This window comes from Micromonospora sp. A202 (assembly GCF_006715105.1).
GTDB lineage: Bacteria > Actinomycetota > Actinomycetes > Mycobacteriales > Micromonosporaceae > Micromonospora > Micromonospora zamorensis.
In genome coordinates, this window is the sequence record NZ_VFMP01000001.1 from 6612457 (window position 1) to 6631365 (window position 18909).

At 72.9% G+C, this 18909-nt stretch carries 20 protein-coding genes; 10 read left to right on the forward strand and 10 right to left on the reverse strand.

What is annotated here, in order from left to right:
* Positions 1 to 41: 41 nt before the first annotated feature.
* The 3 genes from FBZ33_RS30695 to FBZ33_RS30705 all read right to left on the reverse strand — a co-directional run bounded on the left by FBZ33_RS30695 (position 42) and on the right by FBZ33_RS30705 (position 2116).
* Complete coding sequence (locus FBZ33_RS30695) at positions 42 to 1148, reverse strand: YbjN domain-containing protein (protein WP_141911889.1); 1107 nt, start codon at positions 1146 to 1148, stop codon at positions 42 to 44.
* An 81-nt stretch (positions 1149 to 1229) separates the two neighbouring features.
* The gene (locus FBZ33_RS30700) at positions 1230 to 1496 is read right to left on the reverse strand and encodes a DUF6457 domain-containing protein (protein ID WP_088952096.1); all 267 of its coding nucleotides are present in this window, start codon (positions 1494 to 1496) and stop codon (positions 1230 to 1232) included.
* A complete protein-coding gene (locus tag FBZ33_RS30705; RefSeq protein ID WP_141911891.1) occupies positions 1493 to 2116 on the reverse strand; it encodes a molybdenum cofactor guanylyltransferase in 624 nt (207 codons plus the stop codon). Before FBZ33_RS30705 ends, FBZ33_RS30700 begins: the two co-directional genes overlap by 4 nt.
* Before the next feature lie 153 nt (positions 2117 to 2269).
* Between FBZ33_RS30705 and fdhD the strand changes: the two genes are divergently transcribed.
* The gene (gene fdhD / locus FBZ33_RS30710) at positions 2270 to 3124 is read left to right on the forward strand and encodes a formate dehydrogenase accessory sulfurtransferase FdhD (protein ID WP_088950747.1); all 855 of its coding nucleotides are present in this window, start codon (positions 2270 to 2272) and stop codon (positions 3122 to 3124) included.
* Here fdhD and FBZ33_RS30715 read toward each other — a convergent pair.
* From FBZ33_RS30715 to FBZ33_RS30730, 4 genes are all read right to left on the reverse strand, one after another.
* Positions 3114 to 3881: a GAP family protein gene (locus FBZ33_RS30715; RefSeq protein WP_255509080.1), complete on the reverse strand. Its 768-nt coding sequence runs from the start codon at positions 3879 to 3881 to the stop codon at positions 3114 to 3116. The two genes, fdhD and FBZ33_RS30715, sit on opposite strands and share 11 nt — an antisense overlap.
* Before the next feature lie 199 nt (positions 3882 to 4080).
* Positions 4081 to 4479, reverse strand: coding sequence for a hypothetical protein (locus tag FBZ33_RS30720; protein ID WP_099849424.1), 399 nt, complete (start codon positions 4477 to 4479; stop codon positions 4081 to 4083).
* Complete coding sequence (locus FBZ33_RS30725; protein ID WP_088950750.1) at positions 4476 to 4727, reverse strand: hypothetical protein; 252 nt, start codon at positions 4725 to 4727, stop codon at positions 4476 to 4478. Before FBZ33_RS30725 ends, FBZ33_RS30720 begins: the two co-directional genes overlap by 4 nt.
* 49 nt (positions 4728 to 4776) lie before the next feature.
* On the reverse strand, positions 4777 to 5823 hold the full coding sequence (locus tag FBZ33_RS30730) for a DUF4192 domain-containing protein (RefSeq protein WP_141911893.1): 1047 nt from the start codon (positions 5821 to 5823) through the stop codon (positions 4777 to 4779).
* Positions 5824 to 5997: 174 nt separating this feature from the next.
* Between FBZ33_RS30730 and FBZ33_RS30735 the strand changes: the two genes are divergently transcribed.
* From FBZ33_RS30735 to FBZ33_RS30755, 5 genes are all read left to right on the forward strand, one after another.
* Positions 5998 to 6912, forward strand: a complete 915-nt coding sequence (locus FBZ33_RS30735; RefSeq protein WP_141913039.1) for a fructosamine kinase family protein — start codon at positions 5998 to 6000, stop codon at positions 6910 to 6912.
* On the forward strand, positions 6909 to 7922 hold the full coding sequence (moaA, locus tag FBZ33_RS30740) for a GTP 3',8-cyclase MoaA (protein WP_141911895.1): 1014 nt from the start codon (positions 6909 to 6911) through the stop codon (positions 7920 to 7922). The genes FBZ33_RS30735 and moaA overlap by 4 nt, the downstream gene beginning before the upstream one ends.
* Before the next feature lie 3 nt (positions 7923 to 7925).
* The gene (locus FBZ33_RS30745) at positions 7926 to 8180 is read left to right on the forward strand and encodes a MoaD/ThiS family protein (RefSeq protein WP_099849429.1); all 255 of its coding nucleotides are present in this window, start codon (positions 7926 to 7928) and stop codon (positions 8178 to 8180) included.
* Positions 8181 to 8193: 13 nt separating this feature from the next.
* Positions 8194 to 9441 carry a metallophosphoesterase gene (locus FBZ33_RS30750; protein WP_141911897.1) on the forward strand — a complete coding sequence of 416 codons (1248 nt, stop codon included), beginning with the start codon at positions 8194 to 8196 and terminating at the stop codon, positions 9439 to 9441.
* A gap of 61 nt (positions 9442 to 9502) precedes the next feature.
* Complete coding sequence (locus FBZ33_RS30755) at positions 9503 to 12697, forward strand: UvrD-helicase domain-containing protein (protein ID WP_141911899.1); 3195 nt, start codon at positions 9503 to 9505, stop codon at positions 12695 to 12697.
* A 78-nt stretch (positions 12698 to 12775) separates the two neighbouring features.
* Here FBZ33_RS30755 and FBZ33_RS30760 read toward each other — a convergent pair whose 3' ends face one another.
* On the reverse strand, positions 12776 to 13417 hold the full coding sequence (locus tag FBZ33_RS30760; protein WP_141911901.1) for a prepilin peptidase: 642 nt from the start codon (positions 13415 to 13417) through the stop codon (positions 12776 to 12778).
* Positions 13418 to 13427: 10 nt separating this feature from the next.
* On the reverse strand, positions 13428 to 14432 hold the full coding sequence (locus FBZ33_RS30765) for an EamA family transporter (protein WP_185755444.1): 1005 nt from the start codon (positions 14430 to 14432) through the stop codon (positions 13428 to 13430).
* 393 nt (positions 14433 to 14825) lie between these two features.
* On the opposite strand from FBZ33_RS30765, the gene FBZ33_RS33575 reads away from it, so the two are divergent.
* The 3 genes from FBZ33_RS33575 (at position 14826) to FBZ33_RS30780 (ending at position 17574) form a co-directional block, all read left to right on the forward strand.
* On the forward strand, positions 14826 to 15371 hold the full coding sequence (locus FBZ33_RS33575; RefSeq protein ID WP_370453115.1) for a hypothetical protein: 546 nt from the start codon (positions 14826 to 14828) through the stop codon (positions 15369 to 15371).
* A 374-nt stretch (positions 15372 to 15745) separates the two neighbouring features.
* Positions 15746 to 16195, forward strand: coding sequence for a hypothetical protein (locus FBZ33_RS33865; protein WP_141913043.1), 450 nt, complete (start codon positions 15746 to 15748; stop codon positions 16193 to 16195).
* Positions 16196 to 16332: 137 nt separating this feature from the next.
* On the forward strand, positions 16333 to 17574 hold the full coding sequence (locus tag FBZ33_RS30780) for an ATP-binding protein (RefSeq protein WP_141911905.1): 1242 nt from the start codon (positions 16333 to 16335) through the stop codon (positions 17572 to 17574).
* A gap of 21 nt (positions 17575 to 17595) precedes the next feature.
* Here FBZ33_RS30780 and FBZ33_RS30785 read toward each other — a convergent pair whose 3' ends face one another.
* Positions 17596 to 18144: a GNAT family N-acetyltransferase gene (locus tag FBZ33_RS30785; protein ID WP_141911906.1), complete on the reverse strand. Its 549-nt coding sequence runs from the start codon at positions 18142 to 18144 to the stop codon at positions 17596 to 17598.
* Between the two features lie 133 nt (positions 18145 to 18277).
* Between FBZ33_RS30785 and FBZ33_RS30790 the strand changes: the two genes are divergently transcribed.
* Complete coding sequence (locus FBZ33_RS30790) at positions 18278 to 18823, forward strand: DoxX family protein (RefSeq protein WP_088950759.1); 546 nt, start codon at positions 18278 to 18280, stop codon at positions 18821 to 18823.
* The last annotated feature ends 86 nt before the right edge of the window (positions 18824 to 18909 follow it).

Consider the following 18909-nt stretch of genomic DNA (forward strand, 5'->3'; position numbering starts at 1 on the left):
TTCGGAGGTGTCGGTCGAGCCGAGCACTTCCGAAACGCGCCCTACAGATACATGCCGGTGCGGTGCTCCGAGTCGTCGCGTCGGACCGGCTTGTCGCCCTCACCGAAGAACCGCTTGCCGCCGAACTCGCCGTGCAGACGGTCGTCCAGCTCGTCCGCGAGACCCGTCATCACCTGCACCGCCAGCATCAGGTGGGTGGCCTGGAAGTTGCGGCCGAAGACCGGGATCGACGCCCAGACCGTGTCGTCGGCGCAGTAGAGGCGGCCGATCGGCATCCGGTTGGTCAACTCGGAGAGCTTGACGTAGAGGCGTTCGGTCGGCTCCACCTCGGTGAGCACCGGGGAGAAGACGTCCACCAGAGGTGGATTGTCCCGCACCCGCACGAAGACCATCGCCGAGCCGGCGCGGATGGTGATGTCGCCGTCCGAGTCGATCTGCAACCGGTCGGTGTCCGACTTCAACATCGTGGAGACCACCGTACGGACCCGGTCCGCCAGGTCGAGCACGTCGTCCCGATCGACCTGCGCGGCGGCCGCCTCGGCGAGCGCCTCCTCCAGGTCCGCCTCGACATCGGCGTCCGGACCGAACTCGCTGCGCGCGGTGCCGAGCGGTTCCGAGGACAACGGTTCGCCCTCGGCGTCGTGCACCAGATAGACCAGGAAGGCCGGGTGCGGAGCACCGTAGACGTCGCGGAGCGTGCGGGAGAGCAGCGTGGCGACCCTGGTCGACTCGCCCGTCGTGGCGTTCAGCCCGAAGGAACCACCGGAGCCGGGGACCACCCCCGGCGGGGACCAACCGAGCGCGACCATGTCCGCCACCGCGCCCCGGTCCAGTCGGTAGCCCGCCGGCAGGGCGGCGTTTCCCACCGCACGGGCGGACAGCACGCCGTCGGCGTCCACGTCGACGCTGATCGAATAGACAGCGTCTCCGGTGCCGGAGGCGGTCGGGTCCAGCGTCACGTCGAGATGCGCCCCCACCGGAAGGTCCCGCAGTCGCACGGCGAGCGCGCGAGCGAACTCCTGCCACGCCTCGGTCACCTTCGCCCGCAGGTCGGTGGTGCTGGGCTCGTCGAGCAGGATCGATTCCACCGGCTCAGCCGTAGCGCCAGGCAGCTCACCGTGCGGCGCCGAGGGGTGGTCAGCCGTCATGATCGCCTCCGTCCGTCACGATCACCCTACCCACGCCGCCCATGGGCCGAATCAGCCCGGACCGGGATCGGACAACGGCAGTCAGGGCGCCGTCGGGTCCGCAGGGTCGGCGCCCAGCTCGACGGGCCAGGTGCCCGCCAGCGCGCTGACCCGGGCCGCGGCGTCGGCCGGGTCCGCCCCTCGACCAACCGCCAACCCCAGGAGGTACGCGGTGACCGGCGCCCCGGGCCGCAGCACCTGGTGGGCGACGTCCCGGGCCAGATCCAGCACCGCCGGCACGGGCACCCCGGCCGGGTCCAGATCCAACTCCGTGCACACCGCCGTGACCCAGTCGTCCATCACCGTCATCGCACCCACTCCTCCGCCCGGCGTACGTCCTCGTCAGTGTCGCAGTCGAACCAGGGCGGCGGGCCGTCGCCGGACCAGGGCACCTCCCGTACGACGAGCCCGGCCAGCAACGCCCGGACCGGCGCCCCGCTCAGGCTGCCGCCGCGCTCGACCGCCAGCCGGTCCAGCCCGGCGCGGAGCGCGGCGACGCGCCAGACACCGCAGAGCGACTGCCGCCGCCCGTCCCCGTCGACGAAGCAGGCCCCGTCGGGCCGTCGCTCGCCACCGCCTGCTGCGGCCTCCTCGGCGACGTGACCCAGCAACTTTCCGATCGCGGAGCGGGTGAGCAGCGGCAGGTCGGCGGCGAGCAGCGCGACAAGTGCCGTGTCGGGATCCAGCAGCGCCAGGCCGGCAGCCGCTGCGGCGACCGGCCCGCCGCCGGGTGGCTCCTCCCGGATGACCCGCACGCCTGCGGGGACGGCGTCGGCCGAACCGACCAGTACCCGGAGCGTGGCATCGCTGACGGCGGCCAGCACCCTGTCGCGCATCGGCCGGCCACCTACCGGAAGCGCGGGTTTGTCGACTCCGCCCATCCGTCGGGCGGCCCCACCCGCGAGCACCACGGCGGCGTACGTCCCCATCCGGCCACCGTAGCCGTATGGACGCCCCGGCTGCGCTGGCCGTGTGGATGCCCAGACGGCGGCTGGTCGTGTGGACGCCCCGACGCGCTCGCTGCCGGTGCCTGGTGGCCGGTGGCCGTGCGGGCGTGCCGGCCTGGGGTGGAGGATGGCGGGATGGGACGGGCAACTGATCGACGGGGCGTACTCCGGATCGACCTGGACGCGGCGGCTGACGGACGCGGGTCGGTCCGCCGACCCGACACGCTCGCGGTGGAGGAGCCGCTGGAGATCCGGGTCGGTGCGGCCGGTCCCGGCCGCCGGCGACCGCTCGCCGTCACGATGCGCACCCCGGGCGACGACCTGGACCTGGCCATCGGGTTCCTGCTGACCGAGGGGCTGATCCGGTCGACCGATGACGTGTTGACCGCGCAGCTCTGTGCCGGCGCGGAGACGCCGAACACGTACAACGTGGTGGACGTGGTGCTCGCGCCCGGTGTGCCGGAGCCGACCACCGATCCGTCCCGGAACTTCTACACGACCAGTTCCTGCGGGGTCTGCGGCAAGGCCAGCATCGACGCGGTCCGCACCCGGTCGCTGTTCCCGGTCTCGGAGGATCCGCTCAGCGTGCCGGCCGCCCTCCTCACCGAACTGCCGGACCGGCTGCGCGCCGCACAGCGCGGCTTCGATCGGACCGGCGGACTCCACGCGGCGGGGCTGTTCACCCCGGACGGTGAGCTGGTGGTGCTCCGGGAGGACGTGGGCCGGCACAACGCCGTGGACAAGGTGATCGGCTGGGCGGTGCGGGAACGGCGGCTGCCGCTGGCCGGGCATCTGTTGCTGGTCTCCGGACGGGCCAGCTTCGAGCTGACCCAGAAGGCATGGATGGCGGGGTTGCCGCTGCTGGCCGCTGTGTCCGCGCCGAGCACCCTCGCCGCCGAGTTGGCCGAGGAGGCCGGCATGACGCTGGTCGGCTTCCTGCGCGGCAACACCATGAACGTCTACGCCCGTCCCGAACGGGTCACAGTCTGATCACCAGCTCATCGAGCAGCCCCAGCCGGATCACGGCATCGCGGGCAACCAGGAAACCGGCGATGCCGAGGACCCAGCCGAGCATGCCGCCGGAGTGGCGTGCGATCCAGCCGTTGAGCCGCACCAGCACCGGCTCGACCAGCCTCGGCCACGCCATTCGCGCCACGAGCAGCAGCACCGCAGGCAGGACCATGACCACGCAGTAGGCAGCGAGCAACCCCACGATCTCCGCCGCACCGATCCCGGAGGTGGTCAGCAGACCGACCGCACCGAGGTACGGCAGCATCGTCGCCACCTCCGCGAGCGCGGCGAGTAGCGCCAGCCCCACCAGCCAGCGCATCGAGGAGTCACCGGCGGTGACCCGGTCCCGCCACCGCAGCACCCCGCCGCCGCGTGGCCGTCGTTTCCCGTCGTACCGGAAGCTGAGAGCGAACAGCCCAACGCCGAGAACGAGCTGCGCCCAGAGCACCGGCCGGTTGTCCATCGCCCCGCCGAGGACGTCGGCCAACTGGCTGCCACCCACGGCGAGCAGCAGCCCGACGGCGAAGTAGAAGAGGGCGATGGTGCCCAGGTAGACGAGGATCCGCCGCGCGTTGACCGTCCCGGGCGCGAGCAGCAGCCAGATCGGGATGAAGAGGGTGCCGATGCTGGTGCTGTCGATCAGCGCCAGCCCGGCCAGCGACAGCAGCAATTCGGGGGTCACGAGATCATTCTCCGGTGGTTGTGGCGCTGCCGCGTCGGCCGTGGACAGGAGCACCGCCTACATCCTTCGACGGATGCCCTGGACCTTCGCGCACGGATCGGTGATCGACTCGGGTTCGTTGAAATCGGGGTATCGCGGAAGCGGGGACACCCCGAGTTCCGGAAAGCGGAGTCGATCAAGCCCGAGTCGATCAAGCCGGCCCGCCGCCCACTGGGACGCCGCACGCCGATGGCCTCGCCGCCGGGTCGCCTGGTCAGGCCAGGTCGAGGATGCTCCAGTTGGTCGGCAGCACCTTCGCCGCCAGCTTGGGCTGCACTGTCGCGTAGTGCGCCTCGTGGGCGAGTGCCGCACTGGCGGCCTGACCGAGCGAGATGTCTCCATCAACGGCACGGGCCAACGTGCCGGTGTCCCGCACCTCGGCTGCGTCGAGCGGCAGCAGACAGATCACCGGCGCGCTCATCATCAGGGCCAGCAGTGCCGCGCCGACCTCGTCGCCCGCGCCCGCGATGGCGGCCGCCAGACAGGTGGCCGGGACGGCAACCTGCCGGCCCTCGTCGGCGACCTCCAGCATCAGCTCCCCCACCGAGACGTTGCCCTCGATGTAGGCCGTCAACGCCGACGCGTCGAACACGGCCGCGATCTGATCGCTCATCCGGCCCGTCCCAGCATCCGGCGGCCCTCCGCCAGTGCGTCCGCCGGAATCGGTGTGGCCAGTCGCGCCCGCCACCGCGCCCGGCCCGCCTCGGTCGGCTCAATGCCGGCTCGCCGCAGCACCTCGTGAAGATGCCCGGCGGCCATCTGGGCACGCACCGCAGCGGTGATCGCGGCCGAGACGTTGGGCTGCTGGTCGAGCCACTCCGCGACGTCGTCGGGGAGGCTCACGGAGCGCTTCACGGTCATGCCCGGCAGCCTACCCACTGCGGTAGCACCCACGGTATTACCACGCTGGTCAGCGGCGGCCACGTCGGCTCCGTCTGCGGGGACGGACCACGCCAGGCATTCCGACCGACGGCCAGCCGTCCAGCTCGGACGGGGGCACGCCGCGGCGGAGCAGGTCGTCCAGCAGCACGGCGAGCGAGTAGTCCGGGTGCAGGCTCAACGTGCGTTCCAGTGCGACCGCCGCCAACGCCCCCTGCCCCGCTCGCCACGCCGCGAACGCCAGCAGCGCGCCCGGGGCGGCAACCAACTCCGGCTCGACCCGACGCAGCACGTCGGTCCAGAGGGCGATGTCCCGGTCCCGACCGTCGGTGCGTTCCCAGGCGTGGTCGCGGACCGGCAGGTGGGTCATGAGCAGGCTCAACCAGGCCACCTCGTCGTCGTCGAGCCGCTCACCACGTCGCTGCCGGCGCTGGGCCTCGCGGACAGCCGTCACCCCTGCGGAACGCACCGCACGACCGCCGAGCAGATCGCTATCGGGCGCCTGCTCGATCAGCTCGGCCAGCCTCAGCCGGGCGCGGGCGGTCGCCGCGCGCGTCGCCTCCCGGGCCGAGCCGTCCACGGGTGACACCTGCGCCACGAGGGCCGCCCGGTCGGGGAGCGCGACCTGGCCGGCGAAGACAGCGGATGCGGTCAACGGGTTGGCGTCGGGGTCGTAGCGCCGGCCCTCGGGTGGGCAGCAGTCGGGCTCGGTGCAGAGATAGGACCACCACCGGCCGTCGGTCACCCGCAGCGCGTCGAGCACGTCCATCCCGCCGGCGCTCAGTGCGGCGCGCACCGCGTCCACGGCCGGCGTCACCCGATCGGGTTGCCCGTAGCCGACCACGGTGGCGGCCTCCGCGCCCTGCCGGCGGATCACACCGGCCAGGTGCCGGGCCCGCTCGACCTGGTCGGTCGACGGGTCGGGCAGGTCCGCACGAGCGGCGAAGATGATCTGCCGACCGAGCAACGCCACGGCGACCACGCTGTCGGTGGGATGAAAGCCGAGCAGGTACGGCACCGCGGCGATCAGGTCGGCGGGTGAGCGGACGGCGAGCTGGGGGCGGTCGGTCGAGGTCATGACGGAAGCGTGCGGCGGGTCCGCCCGGCTCGACAGACCCTGTGGATGACACGCGGCTTATCCACAGCTACTCAGCGTGTTTTCCCTGCTCAGCCCGCACCTACGGGTTGCCGGAACGGTGTCGGTGTCCTCGGGCGGGACCGTGCTGTCGTGGGGAGCGGTTACGGTGCGCTGATGGACCTGGCGTACCTGCGCGCGCACCCGGCACACCTGCCGACCTTCCGGACCCATCAGCGGCTGCGGGAGACGCCGGTGGCCGGCGGAAACATCTGTGCTGCCGCCCGGCTCACCCTGGACGACGGCCACTCCGTCTTCGCCAAGTCCTGGCCGGAGGGGGCCGACCGACCGGCACCGGAGGGCTTCTTCGCCGCCGAGGCGGCCGGCCTGCGCTGGCTGCGGGAGGCCGGCGCTGTCGGCGTACCCGAGGTGGTCGTGGCATTGCCGGACCTGCTGGCGCTCGACTGGGTGGAGCCCGGCGAGCCGACGCCGGAGGCCGCGGACCGCTTCGGCCGTGAGTTGGCCGAGCTGCACCGGGCGGGTGCGGCCACCTTCGGCGCCGCCTGGGCCGGTTTCATCGGGTCACTTCCCCAGGACAACACCCCGACCGACGGGCCCTGGTCGACGTGGTTCGCCGAGCGACGCCTCACCCCCTACCTGCGGCGCTCGGTCGACGCCGCTGCGCTGACCAGCGCCGACGTCACTCTGATCGAGCGGGTGATCGAGCGGGTCGGCGGGCTCGGCGGCGACGAGCCCGCCGCCCGCATCCACGGCGACCTGTGGCCGGGCAACGTGCTGTGGGGCGCCGACGACCGGGCCTGGCTCGTCGACCCGGCGGCGCACGGCGGGCACCGGGAAACGGATCTTGCCCAGCTCGCCCTCTTCGGCGGCATCCCCCACCTGGATCGGGTGCTGGCCGCCTATCAGGAGAGCTGGCCGTTGCCGGACGGCTGGCGCGAGCGGGTGCCACTGCATCAACTGCATCTGCTGCTCGTGCACACCGCCCTGTTCGGCGGCAGTTACCGAGATGTGGTGGTCCAGACCGCCCGTGCCGCCCTGGGCGGCGCCGAGCGCGCTACGGTCGACAGGTGAGCGCCGCCCCGGGGACCAACGGGGTCCTCGTCGACCGGTACGGCCGCGTCGCCCGGGACCTGCGCGTGTCCCTCACCGACAAGTGCAACCTGCGCTGCACCTACTGCATGCCGGCCGAAGGTCTGCCCTGGCTGGCCGGCCCCGAGTTGCTGACCGACGAGGAGATCGTCCGGCTGGTCCGGGTGGCCGTCGAGCGGCTCGGTGTGACCGAGGTGCGGTTCACCGGCGGTGAGCCGCTGATCCGGCCCGGGCTGGTCGGCATCGTGACCGCGGTCGCCGCGTTGCAGCCCCGCCCCCGGATCTCACTGACCACCAACGGCATCGGGCTGGACCGGCTGGCCCCGGCGCTGAGCGCCGCCGGCCTCGACCGGGTGAACGTCTCACTGGACACTCTGGACGCGGACCGGTTCACCCGGCTCACTCGCCGTCCCCGCCTCGACGCGGTGCTGGCGGGGCTCGCCGGTGCGGCGGCCGCCGGGCTCAGTCCCGTGAAGATCAATTCTGTGCTGATGCGCGGCGTCAACGAGGACGAGGCGCCGGCCCTGCTGCGCTTCGCCCTCGACCACGACTATCAGCTACGAATCATCGAGCAGATGCCGTTGGACGCCCAGCACGGCTGGGACCGCAGCACGATGGTCACCGCGGAGGAGATCCTGACCTCCCTGCGGACCGCCTTCGACCTCGGTCCCGACCCGGCGGAGCGCGGCGCGGCACCCGCGGAGACCTGGCTGGTCGACGGAGGCCCCGCCCGGGTCGGTGTCATCGCCAGCGTCACCCGCCCCTTCTGCGGAGACTGCGACCGCACCCGGTTGACCGCGGACGGCCAGGTCCGCGCCTGTCTCTTCGCCACCGAGGAGTCCGACCTGCGTGCCGCCCTGCGCACCGGCGCGGACGACGACGAGCTGGCCCGACGCTGGCGCACCGCGATGTGGGGCAAGCGCGCCGGGCACGGCATCGACGACCCCACCTTCCTCCAGCCGACCCGGCCGATGTCCGCGATCGGGGGCTGAGCCGTGACCCCGGGCCCGCTGACCGTCCGCTACTTCGCGGGCGCCCGCGCCGCCGCCGGCCAGACCGAGGAGGTCCTGCCCGCCGGCCGGTCCCTCGACGACCTCACGGCCGAGCTGGTGCGACGCCACGGCGACCGGCTCGCCGCAGTGCTACGAGTGGCGAGTTTCCTGGTGGACGGCGTCACCTGTCATGATCGTCAGGCACCCCTGCCGGCCGGGGCCACGATCGATGTCCTGCCCCCGTTCGCGGGCGGCTGAGGGAGGCGCACGCATGTTGGCGGTTCTGGGGTTCGTGGCCGTCCTGGCCCTGATCACCGGCTTGATCCACCTCTACCTGTGGAAGCGGCTCGTTCGGGACACCACCACACCGGGCCGCTGGCGCCGGATCGGCGCGATCGCCGCCCTGGTGCTGGCGCTGCTCGTGCCGGTCACACTCGCCGGGACGCAGGCCGGGCTCTACTGGCTCGCCTGGCCGGGCTACGTGTGGCTCGCGCTGATGTTCTACCTGCTCGTCGTGCTGATCGTGCTCGAAGTGCCGATGCTGGTCACCCGGCTGGTGCTGCGTCGCCGGGTGGTCGCCGCGGAGCCGACCGCCGCCGCGCCCGAGCCGGTGCTGGTCGGTGCCGCCGGGCCGACCGACCCGCCGGCCGCCGGCGCCGTCGCGGCACCGGATCACGACCCGGGCCGCCGGCTGCTGCTGGCCCGTGGGGCGGCCATCTTCGCCGGCCTCACCGCTGCAAGCACCGTGGGGTACGGCGTCCGCACCGCCCTCGGCCCACCACGACTCGACCGGGTGCAGATCCCGCTCGCCAAGCTCCCCCGCAGCATGGACGGCCTGCGCATCGCCACCGTCTCCGACATCCACCTCGGTCCGCTGCGCGGCCGCGCGCACACCGAGCGGATCGTCGCCGCGATCAACCGCCTCGACGCGGACCTGGTCGCGGTCGTCGGGGACCTGGTCGACGGTTCGGTCGCCGAACTCGGCTCGGCCGCGGCGCCGCTGCGCGACCTGCGCTCCCGTTACGGCAGCTTCTTCGTCACCGGCAACCACGAGTACTACTCGGGGGTGGAGGAGTGGGTCCAGGAGGTCGACCGTCTGGGCCTGCGGGTCCTGCAGAACCGGCGTCAGGAGATCCAGGCCCGGGGTGGCGTGCTGGACCTGGCCGGCGTGAACGACCTGGACGCCACGGGAGACAGCGGCCTGGCGGCCGGGCCGGACTTCGCCGCCGCGCTCGGTGACCGTGATCCGAGTCGCCCGGTGGTGCTGCTCGCCCACCAGCCGCTGGCCGCGGTTGAGGCGGCCCGATACGGCGTCGACCTGCAACTGTCCGGGCACACCCATGGTGGGCAGATGGTGCCGTTCAACCTGGCCGTGCGGCTGGAGCAGCCGGTGGTCAGCGGGCTCGGCGAGGTCGACGGCACCAAGGTCTACGTGACCAACGGCGCCGGTTTCTGGGGGCCACCCGTCCGGGTCGGCGCCGAGCCGCAGATCAGTCTGGTCGAGTTGCGCTCGGCATAGCGGAGGTCACGTCCGCGCGTGGCGGCGGGCGGCCGGCGCGGCGGGCGTGACAGGATGCGGCGTGCCTCCGTTCAGCGCCGTACCCCCCGGTGGCCTCCCGCCATTCGTCGCGGACCTGCACATCCACTCGAAATACTCGCGCGCGTGCAGCCGCGACCTCACGCTGCCGAATCTCGCGTGGTGGGCCCGACGTAAGGGCATCGGTCTGCTCGGCACCGGCGACTTCACCCACCCCGCCTGGTACGACCACCTGCGGGAGACCCTGCGCCCGGCGGAGCCGGGGTTGTACCGGCTGGACGCCGAGGCGGAACGGGACATCGCCCGCCGGCTGCCGCCGAGGCTCGCCGGGACGGCGGAGGCGGACCCGGTCCGGTTCATGCTGAGCGTGGAGATCTCCACCATCTACAAGCGGGACGACCGGACCCGCAAGGTGCACCACCTGATCTACCTGCCGGACCTGGACGCGGTGGCGCGGTTCAACACCGCGCTCGGCCGGATCGGCAACCTCGGCTCGGACGGCCGGCCGATCCTCGGCCTGGACTCCCGCGACCTGCTGGAGATCACCCTGGAGGCCAGTCCGGACGGCTACCTGGTGCCGGCGCACATCTGGACGCCGTGGTTCTCCGCACTGGGCTCGAAGTCGGGCTTCGACGCGATCGCGGACTGCTATGCCGACCTGGCCGAACACATCTTCGCCGTGGAGACCGGTCTCTCCTCCGATCCGGCGATGAACTGGCGGGTGGGCAGCCTGGACGGCTACCAACTGGTGTCCAACTCGGACGCGCACTCCCCGCCGGCCCTGGGCCGGGAGGCGACGGTGCTGACCGCCGAGCGGGACTACTTCGCCGTCCGGGAGGCGCTGCGGACCGGCGACGGCCTGGCCGGCACGATCGAGTTCTTTCCGGAGGAGGGCAAGTACCACGCGGACGGGCACCGGCTGTGTGGGATCAACTGGTCCCCGGAGCGCACTCGCGCGGCTGGCGGGCGCTGCCCCGAGTGCGGCAAGCCGCTCACCGTGGGCGTCCTCAGCCGCATCGAGGAGCTGGCCGACCGACCGCAGGGGCACCGGCCGGCGCACGCCCGGGACGTCACCCACCTGGTGCCGCTGGCCGAGATCCTCGGCGAGATCAACAAGGTGGGTGCCCGGTCGAAGAAGGTCGAGGGGCGGTTCAACGAGCTTCTCGCCGCGCTCGGCCCTGAGCTGGACATCCTGACCACGACGCCACTGAGCGACATCGCGCAGGCGGGTGGCGAGCTGCTCGCGGAGGGCATCGGGCGGTTGCGGCGCGGCGACGTCCGCCGGGTGCCGGGTTACGACGGCGAGTACGGGGTGATCACCCTCTTCGACCCGGCCGAGCTGGGCGCCCACGCGGGCACGGCACAGGAGACGCTGTTCGACGTACCCGTGCCGGCGCAGCGGCGACCCGCGGAGCCGGCGGCCAAGGCCACGGCCAAGCGCCCGGCGGCGACCAGGGCGGAGCCGAAGCGCAAGCCGGCCCCGGCGCCAGCACCGCCGATCGCGTCGCCGCCGTCTCCCCACGAACCGTTCGAGCCGATGCTCTCCGGGATGGAGGAGGTCGGCACCGGCCTGCTGGACCGGCTGGACGCGATGCAGCGGGTGGCCGCCTCCGCACCCGGTGGTCCGCTGCTCATCGTGGCTGGTCCGGGCACCGGCAAGACCCGGACGCTCACCCACCGGATCGCGTATCTCTGCGCGGAGCTGAACGTCTTCCCCGAGCACTGCCTGGCGATCACGTTCACCCGCCGGGCCGCCGAGGAGCTGCGGCACCGCCTCGACGCCCTGCTCGGCCCGGTCGCCGAGGACGTCACCGTCGGTACGTTCCACGCGCTGGGGTTGACCATCCTGCGGGAGAACGCGGACGCGGCCGGCCTGCCGGTCGACTTCCGCATCGCCGACGACGCCGAGCGCGCGGCCGCCCGTGCGGAGGCGGGCGACGACAACGCCAGCTACGCGGCGCTGCTGCGCAAGCAGGACCTGGTCGACCTGGACGAGCTGGTGAGCCTGCCGGTGGAGTTGCTGCGGGCCGATCGGAAGCTGGTCGCGCGCTACCGCGACCGCTGGCAGTGGATCTTCGTCGACGAGTACCAGGACGTGGACGCGACACAGTACGAGCTGCTGCGGCTGCTCAGCCCGGCGGACGGCAACCTGTGCGCGATCGGCGACCCGGATCAGGCGATCTACTCGTTCCGGGGCGCCGACGTCGGCTACTTCCTGCGCTTCTCCGCGGACTTCACTGACGCGCGGTTGGTGCGGCTCAACCGCAACTACCGCTCGTCGGCGCCGATCCTGGCCGCCGCCGTGCAGGCCATCGCGCCGTCCTCGCTGGTTCGTGGCCGGCGATTGGACCCGGCCCGGCTCGACCCGGAGGCCCCGCTGGTCGGGCGCTACCCGGCGGCGTCGGTGGCCGAGGAGGCCGACTTCGTGGTCCGTACCGTCGACGAACTGGTCGGCGGGCTGTCCCACCGCTCGCTGGACTCGGGCCGGATCGACGGCCGGTCCACCTCGTTGTCCTTCTCCGACATCGCCGTCCTGTACCGCACCGACGCGCAGGCCGCGCCGGTCGTCGACGCCCTGACCCGGGCCAACATCCCGGTGCAGAAGCGGTCACACGACCGGCTGCGGGACCGGCCCGGGGTGGCGGCCATCGCCCGCGAGCTGCGGCACGCCGACGGGCTGGCCGGCTCGCTGGCCGCCCGGGTGCGGCTGGCCGGCCAGGTGGTAGCGGAGCGGTTCGCCGTGCCCACCCTGGACGGCGCCGCCAGCACTGTCCGTCCGGATGACGTCCGCTCCGCCGTGGACCTCCTGACCCCGCTGGCCCGGCGCTGCGGCGACGACCTGGAGACGTTCCTGTCGCAACTGGCCACCGGAGCGGAGGTGGACGCGCTCGATCCGCGCGCGGAGGCGGTCACGCTGCTCACCCTGCACGCCGCGAAGGGCCTGGAGTTCGCGGTGGTCTTCCTGGTCGGCGTCGAGGACGGGTTGCTGCCGCTGCGCTGGCCGGGCTCCACGCCCGACGAGGACGCGGTCGCCGAGGAGCGGCGGCTCTTCTTCGTCGGCCTGACCCGCGCCCAGGACCGGCTGTACGTCACGCACGCGGCCCGCCGGACCCGGCACGGTGTGGAGCGGGACTGCGCCCCGTCACCGTTCCTCGGCGTCATCGACCCCGGCCTGTTCGAGCGGTTCGGTGAGGCAGAGCCGCGCCGTCCGAAGGACCGCCAGCTCCGGTTGATCTGACGATCGCCACGCCGTTCCGGCCACGGTGCCGGCGACCGGTCCGGTGGGGCGCCGGGGCATCACCCTGAGGAACGCCGGTCAGCCGACGAGCACGCCGAGCCACGCGCCAGCGAGCAGAGCCGGCCCGAGTGGCAGCAGCGTGTCCCGGCGTACCCGCCGCGCCGCGAGCAGACCGAGCACCAGAGCACCGTGCAGCACATGCGCCAGGATCAGCCCGGTGAGCAGGGCGTCCCGGCCCAGGCAGCCAAGCGGCAGGCCCAGGACGGCAGCGAGTTTCACGTCTCCGAAGCCCAGCCGGGAGCCGGGGAGCAGGGCCAGCAGCACGTGCGCCGCCCCGGCGACGACCGAGCCGGCCAGCGCGCCGAGCAGCCGGTCCGGGTCGTCGGCCAGCACCGCCACGCCGGCCAGGCCGGCGAGGGCCAGCAGCCCGGCGGCGAGGACGAGCGGGTTGGGCAGCCGCAGGCAGGCCAGGTCGACCGCAGCCAACACCAGCCCCACCGCCGCCAACGCGAGGAACACCGGCAGCGCGGGGTCGTCACCCCGAGCGACGGCGAGGCTGCCGTACACGACGGCCGCCACCGTCGGGCCGAGCAGGACCCAGGCACCGCGCACAGGTCGCGGCCGGGCCGGCGGGGTCGCGAAACGCCGGGCCAGCGGGGGTACGACGAGACCGACCAGCCCGCCGAGCAACGCCACCCCGACCAGTGCAGCGGTCGGCATGAGCCGGACGTTAGCTGTGGTCGCCCGTCGGCGCGGTCCCCGATCGCGCTTCCGCGCTCACCCGACGGGGGCGTTCGGTGCTCACCACCAGGGCCACCCCGGCGACGATGACCGCGCCGCCGAGCAGCACCTGCGGGGTGATCGGCTCGGCGACCAGCAGCGCGCCGAGGGCCACCGCGACCGCCGGGTTGACGTAGGCGTAGGTCGACACCAGCGAGATGGGCGCGTTGTGCAGCAGCCAGACGTACGCGGTGAAGGCCACCAGCGAGCCGGCCACCATGAGGTAGCCCAACGCCAGCCATGATCGGGTGCTGACCGCGGCCGGGTGGAAGTCCCCCAACTCGCCCCGGCAGGCGGCGACGACGGCCAACACCAGCGCGCCGGCAACCATCTCGTACACCGTGGCCACGAAGGGGTCAGCCGGCATCCGGATCCGTCCGGACAGGAACGACCCGACCGACCAGGAGGTGGCCGCTGCCACCACGGTCAACGCCCCCACCAGTGGTACGGCGTCCGAGCTGCCGGCGGGCAGCACCAGCAGGACCAGACCGGCGAAACCCACTGTGACTCCGGCGAACGTCCAGAGCGGCGGCCGGTCGGAGTTGGCGGAGCGCAACAGCACCACGAGCAGCGGGACGGTCGCGACCAGCAGCGCGGCGATGCCGGAGGGCACCGCCACCCCGGGCGGTCCGGATTCGGCGAGCACGACCAGTCCGTTGCCGCCGGCGAGCAGGAGCGCCCCGACCAGCGCGGCGGAGCCGAGTTGCCGGCGGTCCACCCGCAGTGCGCCGGGTCCTCGGCGGAGCCGCAGCACCACCGCCAGGATCAGTCCGGCCACGGCGAACCGCAGTGCGGCCGACAGCAGCGGCGGCAGCGTCTCCACTGTGATGCGGATGGCCAGATAGGTGGAACCCCAGAGCAGGTAGACCACGATCAACGCGGTCCAGATCAGGGTCGGCGTGGCGCCGGCGCGGCGGCCGGCGAGGGCCGCGGCGCTCGGTGGAGGTGAGCTCATCAGTGGACCACGCTACGGTGACCTCGGAGTCGGCGTCCCGCATTGGTGGCCGGCCTCTCACCACTCGTGCAGGAGGGCGGCATGACGAACTACGGACCACCGGGTGGCGGCAACCCTGGACCGTGGCGTGGGCAACGACCCGACGAGACGCCCGGACGGCCGGTGCAGCAGCCGTACCCGCCAGCAGCCGAGCCCTACCCGCCGGCGGTCCCGTCCTACCCGCGCGAACCCCAGGGGCATCCCGGGCCGTACAACGGCCCACCCGCCGCGCCCTACGGTGGCGGAGCGCAGCCGCCCTACGGCCGTGAGCAGGGTGCCCCCTACGGCGGGGCCGAGACGCCCTACGGTGGCGAACCCGGTACGCCCTACGGCGGCTCGTACGGGTCGACAGGGGTGAACCCGACGTACGGCGGGCAGCCGTACCGGCCGGAGGGCGATCCGTACGGCGGCGATCCCTACGGTGGCGATCCGGCTCCGGCACCGGGCCGGCGCGGTCGAGGGCCGCTGGTCGCGGTGCTGGCCGTCGTACTGCTGCTGGTGGTGGCCGGCGGTGCGTTCTGGTTCCTGCGCGGGCAGGGCGACGACGCGGCGCCGGTGGCCGCGCCGTCCGGTTCGGCCGTCGCCGGTGAGCCCAGCGCGGGCACGGACGCCGCCGAGCCGGCGCCGAGTGCCGCAGCGCCGGAGTCGTCGGCGGATCCCCGCTTCGCCAAGGTCGGCCAGTGCGTCCGTAACGAGGGGGCCGCAGGCGGCAAACCCAAGTTGGTGATCAGCGGTTGCGCCGCGAAGTCGTACGAGGTGCTGAGCCGGATCGACGGCGCCACCAGCGGCGAGCGGGACGCCGAGGCCAAGTGCGGCAAGGTCGAGGGCTACACGAACTGGTACTTCTTCGACAGCGAGCTGGACACTCTCGACTTCGTCCTCTGCCTCAAGCAACGCTGAGACCACCCGGGGATGACATGACGACCTACGGACCAGCGGGCTCCGGTCAGCCGGACGACCCTTACCAACGCCCACCCACCGGGTCCGACGGCTCGCCACCGGTCGATCCGACAGTGCCCCAGTGGGGCCCGCCGCCGCCCGCCGAGGATCCGACCCGGCAGGAGTGGGGCCCGGCACCGAGCGGTGGGGAGCCGCCCACCGCGCCGATGTGGGCACCGCCGACCGCCAACCCGGAGCCGCCGACCGCGCCGATGTGGGCGCCCCCGCCCACCTCCGGCCCGGGCTATCCACCGCCCGGTCCGTTCCCGCCCGCCGGTCCGATGCCAGGTCAGCAGCCCACACCGTGGGGTCAACCGCCTCCCGGCGGCTACGGGATGCCGCCCGCCGCACCGGTGAAGAAGACCGGCGGCAGGATCGCCCTCATCGTCACGCTGGTGGTGCTGCTCGTGCTCTGCCCGTGCCTTGGCCTGGCCGGTTGGGCGGTCTGGAAGATCGCCGACGCCAGCGACGACGTCGCGCCCAGGCCGTCGTCGAGCGCGCCGGTCTTTCCACCCGCCCTGCCCAGCGACGCACCGCCGTCGGCGGCACCGACCCCGGACCGGGAGTTCGCCAGGGGCGACTGCGTGGTGAACGAGGGCACCGAGGAAAACGCGGAGCTGCGCAAGGTGCCGTGCGGTCCGGACACCTACCAGGTGCTGCTGCGGATTCCGGCGACCACCGACGGGGACCGGTGCGAGACGCTCGCGCCGCAGGCGACCGCGAACTACGTGCACGACAACTCGGTCGACCTGTTCGACTACGTGCTCTGTCTGAAGAAGCGGTAGCTCACGATTGCCGAAACTAGGGCTGTCTAGCGTCCAGGCTAGACAGCCCTAGTTTTGTCTCGACGGTGTCGACACGCCGGTAGCCCCATCTATCCATGTCTAGCCCCGCAGCTAGATGGCCCGATACTCTCCGATGCGTGGATCCGGTCCGCAACCCGTACGCGCCGGGCGCCGGCCAGCGCCCGCCCGAACTCGCCGGGCGGGGGCGGGAGCTGGACGTCTTCGACATCGTGCTGGAACGCATCGCACGGGGGCGCCCCGAACGCAGCCTGATGCTCACCGGGCTGCGTGGCGTCGGCAAGACGGTCCTGCTCAACACGCTCCGGTCGCAGGCGATCAACCGCCTCTGGGGCAGCGGCAAGATCGAGGCACGTCCGGAGCAGTCGTTGCGTCGCCCGGTCGCCGCCGCGCTGCACATGGCGGTCCGGGAGCTCGCCCCCCGACACCGCGCGCCCGATCGGATCGACGCGTTCCTCGGCGTCCTCAAGGCGTTCGCCCAACGATCCGCCCCGACCGGCCGGGCCGGTGCTGCCCCGAAGCTGCGCGACCGGTGGCAACCCGGCATCGACGTGCCGGCGGCCAGCGGCCGGGCCGACTCCGGCGACATCGAGATCGACCTGGTCGAGTTGTTCAGCGACGCCGCCGCGGTGGCCAGTGACGTGGGCACCGGCATCGCCATCTTCATCGACGAGATGCAGGATCTCGGCCCGGAGGACGTGTCGGCGCTCTGCGCCGCCTGTCACGAGCTGTCCCAGCTCGGCGCGCCGCTGATCGTCGTCGGCGCCGGCCTGCCGCACCTGCCTGCGGTGCTCAGCGCCGCCAAGTCGTACTCCGAACGGTTGTTCCGCTACCAGCGCATCGACCGGCTCGACCGGATCGCCGCCGACCAGGCGCTCTGCGCGCCCGCCGAGCGCGAGGAGGTCGAGTACGAGCAGAAGGCACTCGACCTGCTCTACGAGAAGTCCGGCGGCTATCCCTACTTCGTCCAGGCGTACGGCAAGGCGACCTGGGATCACGCCCCGCGCTCGCCGATCACCGCCGCCGACGTACGGGTCGCCGCGCCCGAGGCGGAGGCCGAGCTGGCGGTCGGGTTCTTCGGCTCCCGGTTCGAACGGGCCACCCCCGCCGAACGCGAGTACATGCGGGCGATGGCCACGATGTCCGCGGTCGAGGGCGAGTCCGGAGCGGTGGCCCGCGACGACATGGATGCCGCAGTGCCCACCGCCGAGATCGCCCGGGCCCTCGGTCGCAAGCCCGCCAGCCTCTCCCCGGCGCGGGACGCGCTGATCAAGAAGGGGCTCATCTACTCCGGTGAGCGGGGCACTGTCGCCTTCACCGTGCCGCACTTCGGCAGGTACCTGCGCACCCAACCGGCCTGACCGCCGACCGGGACGACGGGGTCAGACCTTCGACCAGGGCGTCGGAAAGAGCACCTCGCCGCAGGGCGGGGGGCCCTCCTCGCTGGTGGACGGCGGCAGCACCAACGCCTGCCAGGGCTCACCGAGACCAGCCCACGGGCCCGTCAGGCCCAGCTCCGTTGCCGGGCTGAAGCCGAACCGGCGGTAGAAGGCCGGGTCACCGAGAACCACGACCAGCCGCTCGCCCAGCTCGGTGGAGGCGTCCAGTGCGGCCTGCACGACCGCCGTGCCGTGCCCGACGCGCTGCCGGTGCGGTGCGACCGCCACCGGGCCGAGGGCCAGCACGGGCACGTCCGAGCCTCGCTCGGGCCGCACACGCACCCGGGTGAGCAGCGCGTACCCGACCACCTCGCCGCCGTACTCGGCGACCATGGCCAGCTGCGGCAGCCAGGCGGGGGTGCCGCGCAACTCGTTGACCAGGATCACCTCCGGCGGTGTTGCCACGTCGGGGCGGGCGAAGGCGGCGGCCAGCACGCGGCGTACCGGGCCGGCGTCGGCCGGGTCCTCGGGGCGTAGCCGCAGCGTGGTCACCCGCGCGACGTTACCCTCCGCAGCCGGTCCATCCGTGACGGTCGCTCGAATCGGCGTGGCGCACGTGTACGAGCACCGATCCGATCCGGCCGTTGGCGGGGTAGCAAACGTCGCGAAGGGGTATGACTGATCCATGACGCCCGTACGCTCCCTCGCCCGAGTCATGCTGAGCGGCATTTTCGTGGTCAGCGGTTACCGCAACCTCCGCTCCCCGGAGCGGCTGGCCAAGAAGGCCGCGCCAGTGACCGACCGGGTTGCCCCGACACTGCAGAAGTTGAACCCCCGCATCCCCACCGACACCGTGCAGCTGATCCGGCTCAACTCGGCGGTGCAGCTCGGCGCCGGGCTGATGCTCGCCACCGGACGGCTCACCCGCCCCGCCGCACTGGTCCTCGCCGGCACGATTGTGCCGACGACCATCGCCGGGCATCCCTTCTGGAACGACGACGACCCGGTCACCCGTGACACGAACAAGGTCCACTTCCTGAAGAACCTCGGCCTCCTCGGGGGTCTGCTGCTGGCCGCGGCCGACACCGAAGGCAAGCCGGGTCTGCGTTGGCGCACCGGCCACCGCATCGGCCACTCTCGACGTTCCATGCAGCGCGCCGTCCGTACGGCCCGGCGCGAGGCCCGGATCGCCGTCCGATCCGCCTCCACCGCACGTCGCCTCCCCGGCTGACCTGCGTCGATCCGTCTCCGTGCCACCCCCACCCCCGCTAAGGCCGCGAATTACCTGAACCACCCGGTAGGCGTTAACGCGGTGGA